The organism is Brachybacterium timonense (assembly GCF_900258505.1).
GTDB classification, from domain to species: Bacteria; Actinomycetota; Actinomycetes; order Actinomycetales; family Dermabacteraceae; genus Brachybacterium; species Brachybacterium timonense.
Window position 1 is genome coordinate 1,975,617 of the sequence record NZ_LT984895.1, and the last position, 14,520, is coordinate 1,990,136.

Annotated in this window: 12 protein-coding genes; 5 read left to right on the forward strand and 7 right to left on the reverse strand. The window is 68.1% G+C overall.

Annotated elements, in window-relative coordinates:
- The first annotated feature begins 83 nt into the window (after nt 1-83).
- From C8271_RS08760 to C8271_RS08780, 5 genes are read left to right on the forward strand one after another with little or no spacing between them, the layout of a single operon-like run.
- On the forward strand, nt 84-1,637 hold the full coding sequence (locus C8271_RS08760; protein ID WP_106506960.1) for a cytochrome ubiquinol oxidase subunit I: 1,554 nt from the start codon (nt 84-86) through the stop codon (nt 1,635-1,637).
- Between the two features lie 15 nt (nt 1,638-1,652).
- Nucleotides 1,653-2,735 carry a cytochrome d ubiquinol oxidase subunit II gene (gene cydB / locus C8271_RS08765; RefSeq protein ID WP_106506961.1) on the forward strand — a complete coding sequence of 361 codons (1,083 nt, stop codon included), beginning with the start codon at nt 1,653-1,655 and terminating at the stop codon, nt 2,733-2,735.
- Between the two features lie 49 nt (nt 2,736-2,784).
- The gene (gene cydD / locus C8271_RS08770; RefSeq protein ID WP_106506962.1) at nt 2,785-4,533 is read left to right on the forward strand and encodes a thiol reductant ABC exporter subunit CydD; all 1,749 of its coding nucleotides are present in this window, start codon (nt 2,785-2,787) and stop codon (nt 4,531-4,533) included.
- A complete protein-coding gene (gene cydC, locus C8271_RS08775) occupies nt 4,530-6,347 on the forward strand; it encodes a thiol reductant ABC exporter subunit CydC (RefSeq protein ID WP_245921061.1) in 1,818 nt (605 codons plus the stop codon). The genes cydD and cydC overlap by 4 nt, the downstream gene beginning before the upstream one ends.
- On the forward strand, nt 6,344-7,624 hold the full coding sequence (locus C8271_RS08780; RefSeq protein ID WP_245921062.1) for a sensor histidine kinase: 1,281 nt from the start codon (nt 6,344-6,346) through the stop codon (nt 7,622-7,624). Before cydC ends, C8271_RS08780 begins: the two co-directional genes overlap by 4 nt.
- Before the next feature lie 64 nt (nt 7,625-7,688).
- Here C8271_RS08780 and C8271_RS08785 read toward each other — a convergent pair whose 3' ends face one another.
- From C8271_RS08785 to C8271_RS08815, 7 genes are all read right to left on the reverse strand, one after another.
- Nucleotides 7,689-8,312: a response regulator transcription factor gene (locus C8271_RS08785; RefSeq protein ID WP_106506963.1), complete on the reverse strand. Its 624-nt coding sequence runs from the start codon at nt 8,310-8,312 to the stop codon at nt 7,689-7,691.
- Between the two features lie 212 nt (nt 8,313-8,524).
- The gene (mutM, locus tag C8271_RS08790) at nt 8,525-9,487 is read right to left on the reverse strand and encodes a bifunctional DNA-formamidopyrimidine glycosylase/DNA-(apurinic or apyrimidinic site) lyase (RefSeq protein ID WP_106506964.1); all 963 of its coding nucleotides are present in this window, start codon (nt 9,485-9,487) and stop codon (nt 8,525-8,527) included.
- 2 nt (nt 9,488-9,489) lie between these two features.
- Nucleotides 9,490-10,242 carry a ribonuclease III gene (gene rnc / locus C8271_RS08795; protein ID WP_106506965.1) on the reverse strand — a complete coding sequence of 251 codons (753 nt, stop codon included), beginning with the start codon at nt 10,240-10,242 and terminating at the stop codon, nt 9,490-9,492.
- Nucleotides 10,242-10,886: a YceD family protein gene (locus tag C8271_RS08800; RefSeq protein ID WP_106506966.1), complete on the reverse strand. Its 645-nt coding sequence runs from the start codon at nt 10,884-10,886 to the stop codon at nt 10,242-10,244. Before C8271_RS08800 ends, rnc begins: the two co-directional genes overlap by 1 nt.
- Nucleotides 10,883-11,389, reverse strand: coding sequence for a pantetheine-phosphate adenylyltransferase (coaD, locus tag C8271_RS08805; RefSeq protein WP_106506967.1), 507 nt, complete (start codon nt 11,387-11,389; stop codon nt 10,883-10,885). The genes C8271_RS08800 and coaD overlap by 4 nt, the downstream gene beginning before the upstream one ends.
- Nucleotides 11,390-11,427: 38 nt before the next feature.
- Nucleotides 11,428-12,006 (reverse strand): 16S rRNA (guanine(966)-N(2))-methyltransferase RsmD, encoded by a 579-nt coding sequence (gene rsmD, locus C8271_RS08810; RefSeq protein WP_245921063.1) that lies wholly within the window; start codon nt 12,004-12,006, stop codon nt 11,428-11,430.
- A 1-nt stretch (nt 12,007) separates the two neighbouring features.
- Nucleotides 12,008-14,188 carry an ATP-dependent DNA helicase RecG gene (locus tag C8271_RS08815; RefSeq protein ID WP_106506969.1) on the reverse strand — a complete coding sequence of 727 codons (2,181 nt, stop codon included), beginning with the start codon at nt 14,186-14,188 and terminating at the stop codon, nt 12,008-12,010.
- Nucleotides 14,189-14,520: the final 332 nt, after the last annotated feature.

Below are 14,520 nucleotides of genomic sequence, written 5' to 3' on the forward strand. Positions count from 1 at the left end.
CGTGATCGGGACTATCGTCCTGCACTGCGGTGACCGGACGGTCATACTTTCATGACAGAGTGTCGTCCCTGCTTGGAGAACACATGGAAGCCCTCGACATTGCGCGGTGGCAGTTCGGAATCACCACCGTCTACCACTTCATCTTCGTCCCACTCACGATCGGCCTATCGCTGCTCGTGGCGATCATGCAGACCGTCGCCGTGCGATCCAAGGACCCTGTCCGCAAGGACGCCTGGACCCGGCTGACGAAATTCTTCGGCTCAATGCTGATCGTCAACTTCGGGATCGGCATCGCCACCGGCATCGTCCAAGAATTCCAGTTCGGCATGAACTGGTCTGAATACAGCGTCTTCGTGGGCGACGTCTTCGGTGCTCCCCTGGCCCTCGAGGGTCTGGCCGCCTTCTTCATGGAGTCGGTGTTCCTGGGGCTGTGGATCTTCGGCTGGAACAAGCTGCCGGAGAAGGTGCACCTGGCCACCATCTGGCTGGTCGCGCTCGGCACCACGCTGTCCGCCTACTTCATTCTCGCTGCCAACTCCTTCATGCAGCACCCCTTCGGCGTCATGCTGAACGAGCAGACCGGTCGCGCGGAGCTCGACCCGTCGCAGGGCTCGATCTTCAGTGTGCTCAGCAACCCAACCACGCTCGCTGCTTTCCCGCACGTCATCACCGGCGCCTGGCTTCTTGCCGGCGCATTCGTCACGGGTGTGGCGGCGTGGCATATGGCAGTCCACCATCGCAAGGCTGAGGCCCTGGCCGATGGAGAAGAGAAAGCGCTGCACACGACTCTCGCACGCGATGTCTACCGCCCGGGCGTGCGCTTCGGCGTGCTGGTCATGGTGGTCGCCGCCATTGGTCTTTTCATCTCCGGTGACGCTCAGGCGAAGCTGATGTTCCAGCAGCAGCCGATGAAGATGGCCTCCGCCGAGGCGTTGTGCGAGACGCAGTCTGGCGCACCGTTCTCCATACTGACCGTGGGCGGCCCCGACGCCTTCACCACCGACTGCGACGGTGTCACCCACCTCATCGAGATCCCCTACGTGACCTCGATCCTCGCCACGAACGACCCCAAGGCCGAGCTGAAGGGCGTGGATGACCTGAACGCCCAGTACAAGGAACAGTTCGGCGAGACCGCCACGGATATCTACGGCGCCGAGCATGAGGTCGACTACCGGCCGAACCTGTTCGTCACCTACTGGTCCTTCCGCCTCATGATGGGCTTCGCGGTGTTCAGCGGGATCCTCGCGATCTGGGCCTTCTGGATCACCCGCGGTAAAGGCGAGAACGCCCGCACCAGCGGCTCCAAGGCCTTCCAGTGGTTCGCTGTGCTCTCGACCCCGATGCCGTTCCTGGCGAACTCCGCGGGCTGGGTGTTCACCGAGATCGGTCGCCAGCCCTGGGTGGTTCACCCCAACCCGCTGGACCCGACCGTGCGCCTGCTGACCATGCAGGGCGTGTCCAACCACCCCAGTTGGGTCGTGATCACGTCCCTGGTCACCTTCACCCTGTTGTACGGCGTGCTCGCCGTGGTCTGGTTCTTCCTCATGCGCAAGAGCGCCCTCAAGGGCGTCGCGGTGCCCGTGAAGGACACGTCCACCGGTGAGGTCGCCCCCGAGACCATCTCCTTCGGGTACTGAGCGAGGAGCCGCACCATGATCGACCCCACTGCATTGCAGACCCTTTGGTTCATCCTCATCGCCGTTCTGTTCCTCGGCTACTTCGTGCTTGAGGGCTTCGACTTCGGCGTGGGCATGAACGTCGCGGCGCTCGGCAAGGGAGACAGCGAGCGCCGACGCACCATCCTGCGCACTATCGGCCCCGTCTGGGACGGCAACGAAGTGTGGCTGCTCGTGGGCGGCGGCGCCATGTTCGCTGCCTTCCCCCAGTGGTACGCCACCCTCTTCTCCGGCTTCTACCTCGCGCTGCTGCTGATCCTGCTTGCGCTCATCGTGCGCATCTGCGCCTTCAAGTACCGCGACAAGGTCGATAACGCCGCATGGAAGAACATGTGGGACGTCATGCACGTCATCGGCGGCCTACTGCCCGCCCTGCTCTGGGGCGTGGCGTTCTCCAACATCGTCGCAGGTGTGGGCATCGACGAGAACCTCTGGGTGACCACCTCCCTACTGGGCCTGCTCACCCCGTTCGCTCTCCTGGGCGGCGTGGTGTTCGTGCTGCTGTTCTGGCTGCACGGCACGCTCTACCTCACGCTGCGCACCGACGGGGCAATCCGCGATGACGCCAACCGGCTCGCCGGCAAGCTGATCTACCCGACGATCGTCGGCGGCGCCATCTACCTGGTGTGGGCACAGATCGCGTACTCGAACACGGCCCTGACCTGGATCCCGCTGGTGATCGCTGCGCTCGCCCTGATCGCTGTGGTGCCGCTGAACCGGATGCGCCGCGAGGGTCTTGCCTTCGGTGCGACGGCGCTGGCCATCGCCATGGCGACGATCCAGCTGTTCGCTGGGTTGTTCCCGTTCGTTCTGCCCATGACCGGTGCGTCCGTTGCCGATCCGGGGCATTCCCTCACCGTCGCCAACGCTTCCTCCACGGAGCACACGCTGATGGTGATGACCATCGCGGCCGTTGTGCTGCTGCCGATCGTGTTGGCCTATCAGGTGTGGACCTACTGGGTGTTCCGCCACCGCGTGACCGCAGACGAAGGCCCGTTGCCCGGCTCCGGCCTGGCCCGTAAAGCTCGCGACAGCTACCGCGAGGCCTTCGGGCAGTGAGTTTCCGGCACGTCCCGCGGCGATGCGTCCACCTGCGACACTGGACGCGATGACCGCCGCACAGTCCACCGCTCCGATGCCCTCCGCCTCGCGGGGGGCATCGGACGCTTCCCGGACCGATCCCGCCCCGCCGCAGCGCGTGCGCCGCGCCCCACTCGACCCGCGTCTGCTGCGGGAGGTTCGCGCAGCCCGCGGACACGTGATCCGCACGACGGTGCTCGGGCTCGTGCAGGCTGCAGCGATCATCGCCACTGCTCTGCTCCTCGCAGCGATCGGCTCGAACCTGTTGGTCTCTCACACCCCGCCGACAGATAAACCCCTCCTCCTCGCCGGGCTCGCCGCGGCGCTCGCGGTGCGGGGGCTTGCGGTGCTGTGTGAAGAGCGCACCGCACACCGTGCGGCCACAGACGCTATCGCCGACCTGCGCGGCCGCGTGCTCGACCACGCCGCGCGTCTCGGTCCCCGTGGCGCAGCCGGTCGCGGCGCCGATCTCACCGCGCTTGCCACCACGGGCCTGGAGAAGCTTCGCCCGTACCTCGTGGGGTACGTGCCCCAGCTGCTGTTGAGCGCCACCGTGACGCCGCTGTGCCTGCTCGTGATCGCGATCCTTGATCCGATCAGCGCCCTGATCGCCGCCGGCACGCTGCCGCTCGTGCCGCTGTTCATGATTCTCGTCGGCTTGCTGACGCAGGGCCGTTCCGAGCGATTGCTCGCGGACATGCGTGTGCTGTGGAGCCGCATGGTGGACCTCGTCGAAGGCCTGCCCACGCTCAAGGCGCTCGGCCGCGAGCGCGGACCTGAGCGGACAGTACGGACGCTCGGTGAACGGCATCACGCCGCGACCATGGGCTCCCTGCGCTATGCATTCCTGTCCTCCATGGTGCTGGAGCTGCTGGCCACACTCTGTGTGGCGCTGGTTGCCGTCGCGATCGGCATGCGGCTCGTGTATGCCGATATGGATCTGTTCCCCGGTCTCGCTGTGCTCGTGCTGGCCCCGGAAGTGTATTTCCCTCTGCGTCGTGTCGGCACGCAGTACCACGCCTCCACCGATGGACTCGCCGCCGTCACCGCCGCCTTCGATGTGCTCGAAGAACCGTTGCCCGTGCAGGGCACTGCGCCGTGCCCCGACCTCACCTCCGCCACACTGATGCTCGATGGCGTCACCGTGCGCTCCCGAGACGGACTCGCACCGCATCAGGCCAGCCTCATCCTGAGGCCGGGGCGCGTGCTCGCTGTCACCGGTATCAGCGGAAGCGGCAAGACCACCGCATTGCACGTACTGCTCGGACTTGTCCACCCTGACCAGGGATACGCCGCTGTGGTCGCAGCCGACGGAACGCGCCACGATCTGCGCGAGATCGATCTGAGCACTCTGTGGTCACAGATCGCCCTTCTGCCCCAGCGGCCTGTGCTGCCACCGGGCAGCCTGCGTGACGTGCTGCGCAGTGCCCGCCCCGACGCGAATGACGACGATCTGAACGCTGTGGCAGCCGCCACCGGACTGGACCGCGTCATTGCCGACCGTGGCTGGGATACGCAGCTCGGACGCTCCGGCAGCGGGCTGTCCCTCGGCGAGCGGCAACGTGTGGCGCTGAGCCGGGCGCTGCTCTCCCCCGCGCAGCTTGTGGTGCTCGATGAACCCACCGCTCACCTGGACGGCAGCACCGAGCAGCTGGTGCTCGACCTCATCACACGCCTTGCCGCTCAGGGCCGAACGGTGATCGTCATCGCCCACCGAAGCCGGCTCGTGGACCTGGCCGACGACACCGTCGAGATCCACGCGGAGGTGACCACGTGAGCACGCAGACCACAGGCCGCACTGTCGCGGCAGTGCGCCGCGCCGACACTGCCCTCGCCCGGATGACAGCTCTCCTGGAGATCCCCTGGCCGCGTCTCATCGCTGCCGTGCTCGCGGGCTGCGCGACTCTCGGCTCGGCCTTCGCCCTGGCCGCGGTCTCCGCCTGGCTGGTGACGACAGCGTGGACCATGCCGCCTGTTCTGGAGCTGTCCGTGGCGGTGGTGCTGGTGCGGGCACTCGGCATTTCCCGCGGCGTGTTCCGCTGGCTCGAGAGGATCCTCACCCATCACGCCGCGCTCGGCGGTGTCGTGGGTCTGCGCACGAACCTGTTCACGGCGCTCGCTGCCCGCCCAGCGGATCAGCTCACACGACTGCGGCGCGGCGATCTGCTCTCGCGCCTGGGTGATGATGCGCAAGAGATGGCCGAGCACGTTATTCGCGCCGTCGTCCCCGTGATCGTCGCCGCCGTGATGAGCGTCGCGATTGTGGCAACGATCGCACCCATCTCGCTGCCGGCCGCTCTCGCAATGCTGGCCTCGCTCCTGGTGGCGAGCGTGCTCGCTCCGTGGTTCGCCCTGCGCGCTGCCCGCCTGACGGAGGAAACAGTGGTCTCTACCCGCACCGAGGTGACTGCTGGCGCGCTCGGCATCCTGGATGAGTCCACCAGCCTGGTGGTGGAGAACCGCCTGGAGGAGGCGCTGCGGGCGCAGCGGGCGCGGCAGGACGCACACGACGCCTCGATCGACCGAGCCGCAGTTCCGACCGCTGCGGCCACCGCCACGGTTCCGCTGGTGATGATTCTGGCTGTGGGCGGATCGCTGCTCGCCGCCAGCGCGCTGTGGCTCGACGGCACAGCGAGCGCCGGACAGATCGGCATTCTGCTGCTGCTACCGCTGTCCTCCTTCGAGGCCGCGAACACGCTGCCTGCCGCTGCCTCGCAGTGGGCGCGGTCGCAGGCCGCAGCCCGGCGCCTAGATCAGGCCGTCGGCGGTAGGGATGCTGCTCAGGCACTCGAGAACGCGCGGACGGCATCGGCGTCGGCGGCATCCGCGGGGACGGCATCGGCGGCGGATGCACAGGCACCATCGGTCGGTCTCACCGGAACGGCACCGCACCTGGCAGCGCGGGGTCTTGTGGCGGGCTGGTCCCCCAAGTCGGCCTGTATCCGCGGGCTCGACCTCGACCTCCCGCCCGGCAGCCGCCTCGCCATCGTCGGAGCCTCGGGGCTCGGAAAGTCGACACTGCTCGCCACCCTGGCCGGTCTGCTTGAACCGCTCGACGGATACGTCACCCTCGACGGCGCGGACGTGCACACACTCGACCCCGCACAGGTGCGCGAACAGATCTCGATGTTCGCGGAAGACGCCCACGTGTTCGCCACCACCGTGCTGGAGAATCTTCGCGTCGCCCGCGGCGATATCAACGCAGACGACGCGATGCACGCCCTCGAACAGGTCGGTCTCGCCTCCTGGATCGCGTCGACCCCCGACGGGTTGGATACGATGCTCGGCTCCGATGGCACCACCATCTCGGGCGGTGAGCGCCGACGGCTCCTGCTTGCCCGAGCACTGCTGCGCCGTGCACCCATCACGTTGCTGGACGAACCAACCGAGCATCTGGACACCGCCCACGGCGACGCGCTGCTGCACCAGCTGCTGACGGTCCCAGGAGCCGTAGCAAATGGTGGGGATTCGCTGTTCCCCGCGCAGAGCACGGTCATCGTCGTCACCCATCGCCCCGAGGCCGTTCCCGCGGGAACGCGCGTGCTGCGCGTCCTGGACAATGGCCGCTTTCAGTTCGAGGAGAGCGCATGACCCCGATCGACCGCACCCCGCACGATGTCGTCCTGCGTCGAGGACGCACCCGCGTGCAGAACCTCGTCGAGGCGGTACTCGCCGGCGGTGAGTCCGAGGACATGCTCGACCTGGTGCTCGGCACAGCCCGCTCCGACCTGCGCGGCTGCACATCACTGCTCATCCTGCCCCTGCAGCGCGATCGCTGGTACCACGAGATGGTGACCGGCCGCTATGCACCAGAACTGCTCGGCGACGAGGTGCCGTCCGATTCGCCGCTGGGGCACGCTCTCACAGCCGCGGATCCCGACGCGATCGAACGGACCGCGCAGCTGCCGATATCCGGCAGCTTCGGCCCCGCTCTGCCGGCGCTCATGGCAACGGTGGACGCCGCGGATGCCGGGTACGGCGTTCTCGCCGTGCTGCGCCCTCACCCCTCGCCCGACGAGGATGCTCCCGACGGCTCTCATCCGACCGGCGCGGATCGCGATGCCGCCAGCCCGCACGGCACGGACCCCACCGCGACACACGACGATGTTCCGCTCGGTGGTATCAGCACCGCGCCCTTCGATGCGGCCGATCGTGAACGGCTGGATGCCCTGGCGGCTCTCGTCGAGCTCACACTGCGTCTGCCCGCGCTGCAGCAGCCTTCGCAGCTTGAGGATGAGCGCTCCCGTATCGCGCGTGACCTGCATGACCTGGCCATCCAGGAGCTGTTCGCCGTTGGCATGGAGCTGGAGACCCTCCGCGACTCCCTCACCCGGGAGGATGACGCACCCTCCGAAGCAGCGGTGCGCGCCTCGGTGTCGTCCTCGATCACCGGGGTGGAGAACGCGGTCGCTCAGATCCGAGAGATCGTGCAGTCGCTGCGCCGCGAACGTTCCGAGGCCACGCTCACCGAGCGGCTGCGTCACGAAGTGGGGATCGCCACCGCGGGTCTGGGTTTCGTGCCGACACTTCGCCTGCCCGCCCGTGCCGCTGATCTCGACCTCGAGGTGCCGCCCGAGATCGCCGAGGATGTGGTGGCCGTGGTGCGCGAATGCCTCGCAAATGCGGCCCGCCATGCTCACGCGACGGCCGTGGCCTGCACTGTTGCGCTCATCACCGAGGGTGTGGACCGTGTGTTGCAGGTGAACGTGTCCGATAACGGTCGCGGCATTGACCCGTCGGTCTCACGCCGCAGCGGCCTAGCCAATATGTCCAGTCGGGCGCGGCGTCACAACGGCTGGGTTGATGCGTTCAACCTCGAGCCCGGCACCATGATCGCGTGGCGAGTGACGCTGCCGCCCGAGGAATAATCTCGGCCCGATGCCTGGCAGCGCCCGAGTCGTGAGTGTGTCCCGGCGCAGGCAGGAGCCGTGATCACTTCCAGGAGGCGCGACGGCGAGCCGCGACCATGGCGGCAACCTGTGTGCGACGCTGCATGCCCAGCGTCTGCAGGATCACGGTGACACGGTTCTTCACAGTCTTCTCCGCGATGCCGAGGCGTTCAGCGATCTCGCGGTTGGAGTGGCCGTCACCGATGAGCTCCACGATGCGCTGATCGGAATCAGACAGCTGCGGCTCATCGTCGACCCGATCACTCGGCCACACGCTGCCGCCCTCGTGCACGGTGGTGATCGCCTCGATGATTTCGCGGGAACGGGCCGATTTCAGCAGCAGACCGGAGGCACCGGCACTGCGGGACTCCCGCACGGCAGCGTCGTCATCAAAGCTAGTGAGCACGATCATGGTCTGCTCAGCATCCAGGCTGCGGGCATGCTTCATCACGTCGATGCCGGTGCCATCGGGCAGCTGCAGGTCGACGACCAGCACATCGGGGCGGATCGCCGGTAGACGCCGGTTCGCCTCCGCGACACTGCTTGCCTCCCCCGCAACCTGCAGGTTTCCGGATGCGTCGATCGTCGTGACGATGCCGCGGCGAACCACCTCATGGTCGTCGACCAGCATCACCCGGATGGGGGCGGGCGCATTCGTCGCAGTCACTGGGTCTCCTTGGGGCCGGATCGGTGGTGTGTGCAGTGCGGGCATCGACTGGGCGACCGGTTCGTCCCGGAACGTCCCTGACGCGGTGCGCGCTGGATCAACCTACCGCACAAGGGACTTTCGGCCAGCTCAGGCATGGCCGTGCCCGACGCGCAAACAGCGCACCGGCGCCACGTGCTGGAACTCGAACCGCCTCGGCGAGACGGGACCGTTCAACGGTGGCGCTGGCAGCGCGGGCACCGGAAACTCGAACGATTCTGGAAGGGCTCACGGATAATCAGGGTGCCGCAGCGAGGGCACGGCTCCCCCTCTTTCCCGTAGGCGTTCAAGGATCGCGCGAAGTAGCCGCTGCGGCCGTCCACGTTGACGTACAGCGCATCAAAGCTCGTGCCGCCGGCCTGAAGCGCCTCGTGCATGACCAGGCTGCATGACTCGAGCAGGTCCGCGAGCCGCTGCGCGGAGATGCGAGCGGCCGGGGCGTCATATCGCACGGCGGCGCGCCACAGGCCTTCGTCGGCGTAGATGTTGCCGATCCCGCTGATGATCCCCTGATGCAGCAGCAGTGACTTGATCGGCGCACGACGGCTGCGCAGGATACGGACCACCGACGCGCGGTCCAGGTGCTCATCGAGCAGGTCACGGGCGATGCCTCGGGCGTCATGGGGCAGAAGCTCATCGGGGCTGCCCCAGGCGGAGGTCAGACCGTCGACCGTGGGCACCAGGTCACTCGTCCATAAGCCCCCGAAGAGGCGCTGGTCCACGAAGTCCACGCGGGTGCTGACATCCAGGTGCAGCGTGATGCGGCGATGCCGCAGCGGGTCAGGGTGCGGCCCTTCCGAGGTAGGGATGGAGGGCACGAAATCACCCTGAGGCGCCTCTGGCGGGATCACCTCCGCGCCCCGTACTCGGAGCTGGCCGCTCATACCCAGGTGGGTGACGAGGGCTTCGCCGATCTCCTCACCGCGATCATCCGCAAGGCGCCACCACAGGAACTTGCCGCGCCGAGCGAGTGCACTGATCCGCGCCCCGACCATCACGGCGCGCAGGCGGTCGATACCGCCACTCTGGCGCCGCAGACTGCGGTGATCGACAACGTCGACGTCGGTGACAGTACGGCCAAGCACATGCGGCGCCAGGCCGCGCCGTACCACCTCGACCTCGGGCAGCTCCGGCATGCTCAGCCCCGCGGGAACAACGGCTCGCCACGCTCGGCGAGGACAGCACGCACCGCGTGCTGGGCAGCGGCCAGCTCAGCATCCTTCTTGGACTGTCCTTCACCGCGGCCGGTGACGACGCCCTCAACCGTGACGGTGGCCGCGAAGGAGCGTTCATGCTCGGGGCCGACGCCTTCCACGCTGTACACGGGAACCGTGCCGGTCTGGGCGGCGATCTCCTGCAGCCGGGTCTTGAAGTCGTATCCGGCTTCGAGGAACTCGTCTGAGGCCAGCAGCGGTCGCAGCAGGTCGAGGACGAACCGCCGCGAGACGTTCTGGCCGCAGGCCAGGTGCACGGCACCGATCAGGGCCTCGGTGGTGTCGGCGAGGATCGATGGCTTCGCGCGGCCGCCGGAGAGATCCTCGCCGCGCCCGAGCTTCACATAGGCGCCCAGGTCCATGCGGCGGGCGATCACAGCGAGTGCCCGCATGTTCACGGTGGCGGCGCGGCGGCGCGCCAGGTCGCCTTCCGGCAGGCTCGGATAGGAGGCGTACAGCTCCTCGGTGACGGCCAGCTGCAGCACGGCATCACCCAGGAACTCCAGCCGCTCGTTGTGGGTGGTGAGCTCATGCTCGTAGGCGAAGGACCGGTGCACGAGGGCGAGGTCCAAAAGGCCGCTCTCGGTGAGGTCCTGCGCCTGTCCGGCATCAAGCGGAAGGGCTTCGAGCAGCCCGGCGGGATCGGCGGCTGCCGTGGATCGGCGTGATCGCGCCATCAGCGTTCGACCTCGGGCTCGGCGGTGGCGTCGGCCGTTGCTTCCGTCTCCGGCCCGTCGGTGGTGCCGGGCTCGGAGAACAAGCCCTGCAGGGCGGCCCAGCGGTCGTCGATCACGACGTGTTCGTGGTCCGGGTCATCCTCCATGCGCATGCCGCACTGCGGGCACAGGCCGGGGCAGTCCTCACGGCACAGTGGCCGCTCGTCGGCCTCGATGGCGAGCGTGTCACGGACCAGCGGGGTGAGGTCCACCTGGTCATCCTCCAGCAGCACCGCGTCCTGTTCCTCACCACGGCGCACCTTGTTCGGGTACAGGAACAGTTCGTCGAAGCGCGCCTGGATCACCTGCTCAACGGGATCCAGGCACCGCGAGCACTCCCCGACGAGGTCGGCGTCCACGGTGCCGTGCACATAGATCCCCTCGACCACGGATTCCAGGTCGACGGTCACGTCAGCCTGGTCGCCGGACGCAAGCTGCATGGCGGGCCCGTGCGGATCCGGTGCACCCGCCTGCACGGCGCTCTCCACGCGGCGGTGACTGCCGGGGCGGCCGGCGAGGTCGGCCACATCGATGCTCAGATCCCAGGTACCGGCGTTGTCACCGGCGTTCGGCGTGCTGGTGGTCTGCGGAGGCTGCTGTGTCATGAGGCGTCCTCTCCTGTGGGGCGGGGGCACGGGCCGAGTGCGTGTGCGGAGGCCGGGGGCAGCATGTCCGCAACATCGCCGCCCAGGGCATGGACTTCGCGCACCAGGCTCGAGGAGATGTGTGCGTACTGGGCGGAGGTGAGCAAGAACAGTGTGTCGACTTCGGCCAGATGGTCGTTCATACGCGCCATCGGCTCTTCGTAGGCGAGGTCGAGCTGGCTGCGCAGGCCGCGCACGACGGTCTGGGCGCCGACCTCACGGCAGAAGTCGACCAGCAGACCGCTGGGCAGCGCGCGGGCGGACGCCTGCGCGGTGAGCCCCTCGGCGGCGAGGGTCTGTTCGATCACGTCGAGACGCTGCGTCACTGTGAGCGCTCCGCGTTTGGAGGGGTTGTGGGAGACCGCCACGATCACGTGGTCAGCGATCCGGGCGGCGCGCCGCACAAGATCCAGATGCCCGAGGGTGAACGGGTCGAAGGAGCCTGGCAGGACGACGGTGCGCATGCACACCACTGTAGTGGCGGTGCGCCGGCCGCGGCCGGTCAGAGCGATCCGGGGTGATCCACGCCGCCGTACTGGATGACGGTCTCCCCGTAGCTCTTCACGCCGTCGTCGAGGAAGCCGTCAGGCCACGTCACCGGAACCGAGCGGCTGGAACGTTCGACGACGATCACCGCGTCGGGGTGGAGGGCCGAGGCAAGGCTCCTCAGCAGCGCTTCAAGCGCAGCGGTGGCGTAGTCGTAGGGCGGGTCGAGGAACACGAGGGAGTATGAGGCCGACGGGTCACGGTCAAGCTCCTGGGCGACCTGCTCGGCGCGCGCGGTGCGTACCTCGGCGCGGTCTGTGAGGGCGAGTTCTCGCAGCGACCGCTGGAGCTGACGGGCCGACCCGCTATGGGCCTCGCTGAACAGGGCGCGTTCCGCGCCGCGGGAGAGCGCCTCGATCCCGAGGGCGCCGGTGCCGGCGAACAGGTCGAGCACGTGGGCACCGTCGATCGCGTCCCAGCCGTCCAGGCGGGAGAAGATTGCCTCGCGAACCCGGTCCGCTGTGGGTCGAGTGCCTTTGCCGACGCTGCCGGGAATGGTGCGTCCACCGAGACTGCCGGCGATAACACGGGGCATATCAGCTCCTTTCGACCTGGGCATGCTCAACGGCCAGGAGCCGTTCCTCGACGGCCGCGGCGAGCATCGGATGGTTCTGGAGCTCGGGGTCCTCTGCGATGAGGTCGACGGCGTCCTCATGGGCGTGCTCGATCAGGTCGAGATCGGTGACCACGTCGAGGTAGCGCAGCGTGCGCGCAAGGCCGGACTGCTCATCACCGATGAGGTCGCCGGCCCCGCGATGCATGAGGTCCAGCTGGGCAAGCTCGAAACCGTCCTCCGTGCCCGCGATCGCCGTCAGGCGCTGCATGGCATCGGCGTCATGGGTGCGGGTCTGGAAGAACGCGATCCCGGGGTGCTCGGCGCGCCCCACGCGGCCGCGCAGCTGATGCAGCTGGGAGACACCGAACCGTTCTGCGTCCAACACGATCATCACCGACGCATTCGGCACGTCCACGCCAACCTCGATCATGGTGGTGGCGACCAGCAGATCCAGTGTCCCGGCAGCCATCGCCGCCATCGTGTGCTGTTTCTCCTCCGTGGTGAGCCGGCTGTGGAGGACCCCGATCCGTACATCGGAGAACTGCGCCATAGCCTGCAGCTGTGCGGCGGTCTCCAGAACAGCGCGGGGCGGGGGTGCGGGCGTTGAGCCGTCCTTCGGCTCCTCGGGTTCGGATTCCTCGATATGGGGGCAGACCACGAACACCTGCCGGCCAGCATCGATCTCCTCCCTCGTGCGCGCCCACATGCGCTGCATCCACACCCCCTGGCTCTCATGCACGGCGAAGCTCGTGGTGCCTGCCCTGTGGCCGGGCCGGTCGCGCAGGGTCAGGACGTCCAGGTCGCCGACGGCGGTGAGCGCTGCGGTGCGCGGAATCGGGGTGGCGGTCATGACGATCACGTGCGGGCTCGTGCCCTGTGGGCCCTTCGCGCGCAAACGCCGACGGTGGTCCACGCCGAAGCGATGCTGCTCATCGATCACCACAAGCCCCAGGGACGCGAATTCGACGGCGTCTGTGAGCAGCGCATGCGTGCCGATCACGAGGCCCGCCTCGCCGGAGGTGACATCCAGCAGGGTCTGCCGCTTGTCACCGGTGCGCTGGGAGCCAGTCAGCAGACGCACGCGGGTCGCGTGCTCGTGGGCGTCCAGGTGCCCGGCCTGGGCGAGGTCACCCAGCAGCGACATGATCGTGCGATGATGCTGTTCGGCGAGCACCTCGGTGGGCGCGAGCAGTGCCGCCTGGTGGCCGGAGTCCACTGCGCGGAGCATGGCTCGCAGCGCCACGAGGGTCTTGCCGGACCCCACGTCTCCCTGCAGCAGGACGCTCGAGGGATGGCCCAGCCCGATGCGTTCAGCGGTCTGCGCACCCACGTCCCGCTGCCCAGCGGTGAGTGTGAAGGGCAGACGCTCATCGAGCAGTGCCTGCAGTGGCCCGTCAGCCGTCAGCGCGGGGGCGGGGGTGAGCGCATCCTGCGCGCGGCGCTGAGCGAAGATCACCTGCAGGATGAGCGCTTCCTCCGCCGCGAAGGCGCGGCGGGCGCTGTCGGCGTCGGCGAGGGTGTGGGGCTCATGCAGCCGGCGTGCTGCCTCGGCGAGGGTGGGCAGGCTGCGTCGGCGGCGGATCTGCTCGGGCACGATGGGCGGCGCCATCGCCGCGTGCTCGACACCGATGCGGGTGGCGTCCCGCATCGTCTGCTGCTTGATGTTCTTCTTGAGCGGGTAGACGGGGCCCGGGCGTGCAGCGCGTTCGCGAGCTTCGGGGGTGTCTTCGACCTGCTCGTACTCCGGGTGGGTGAGCTGCGGCGTGCCTTCGCGGATGCGCACGGTGCCGCGCACACGGATCGTGATGCCGGGGATGAGCCGCTCGCGGTGCCAGCGCACCATGTATTCCTTCGGCAGGAAGAACGTGAGGGTGAGCTGGTCCGTCTCGTCACGGACGACGGCCTCCAGGAGAAAACCGGATCGGCGTCGCATGGGCCGGTCTCGGACGGACTGGACCTGCACGAAGGCGGTCATCTCCTCACCGTCGGCGACCTCGTGGAGGGAGCGCAGCGGGGCTGGCGTGACGTAGCGCCGCGGTCGAAAACGCAGCAGGGCACCCAGATCGCGCACGGCGAAGGAGGCAAGGGCCCGCTTCTGCTTGGGCTCGAGCAGCTCATCGAGTGCCGGAAGACCGGAGGCGAGCGCGGGAGGACGCGGCATCGTGGACCTCTCCTTCCGCTGACGGTTCTCGACTATCGTGCCACCTGGGTCCGACATTCCAGAGCAGGCCGACGGCGCCGTGCTCGCGGACACTGTCCCGCAGGCTTCGCGACTCCGGGCAGATGCGAATGCGAACATCGACGAGGCCCTGATACTCAGCGGATCCGTGCCTCGTGATGGACTGCACAGCCGTGGCCACTCCCCTGCTCTTCAATCGGTGCGCCCTTGTGGGATACACTGCCGGGGTTGCCCTCGCCCGCGGACTCACGTTCATCCGGGCTCAGGTCACCCGTTCGACGCCCCGCTGGATCCGCGCGGTCCGCGAGCCTGGC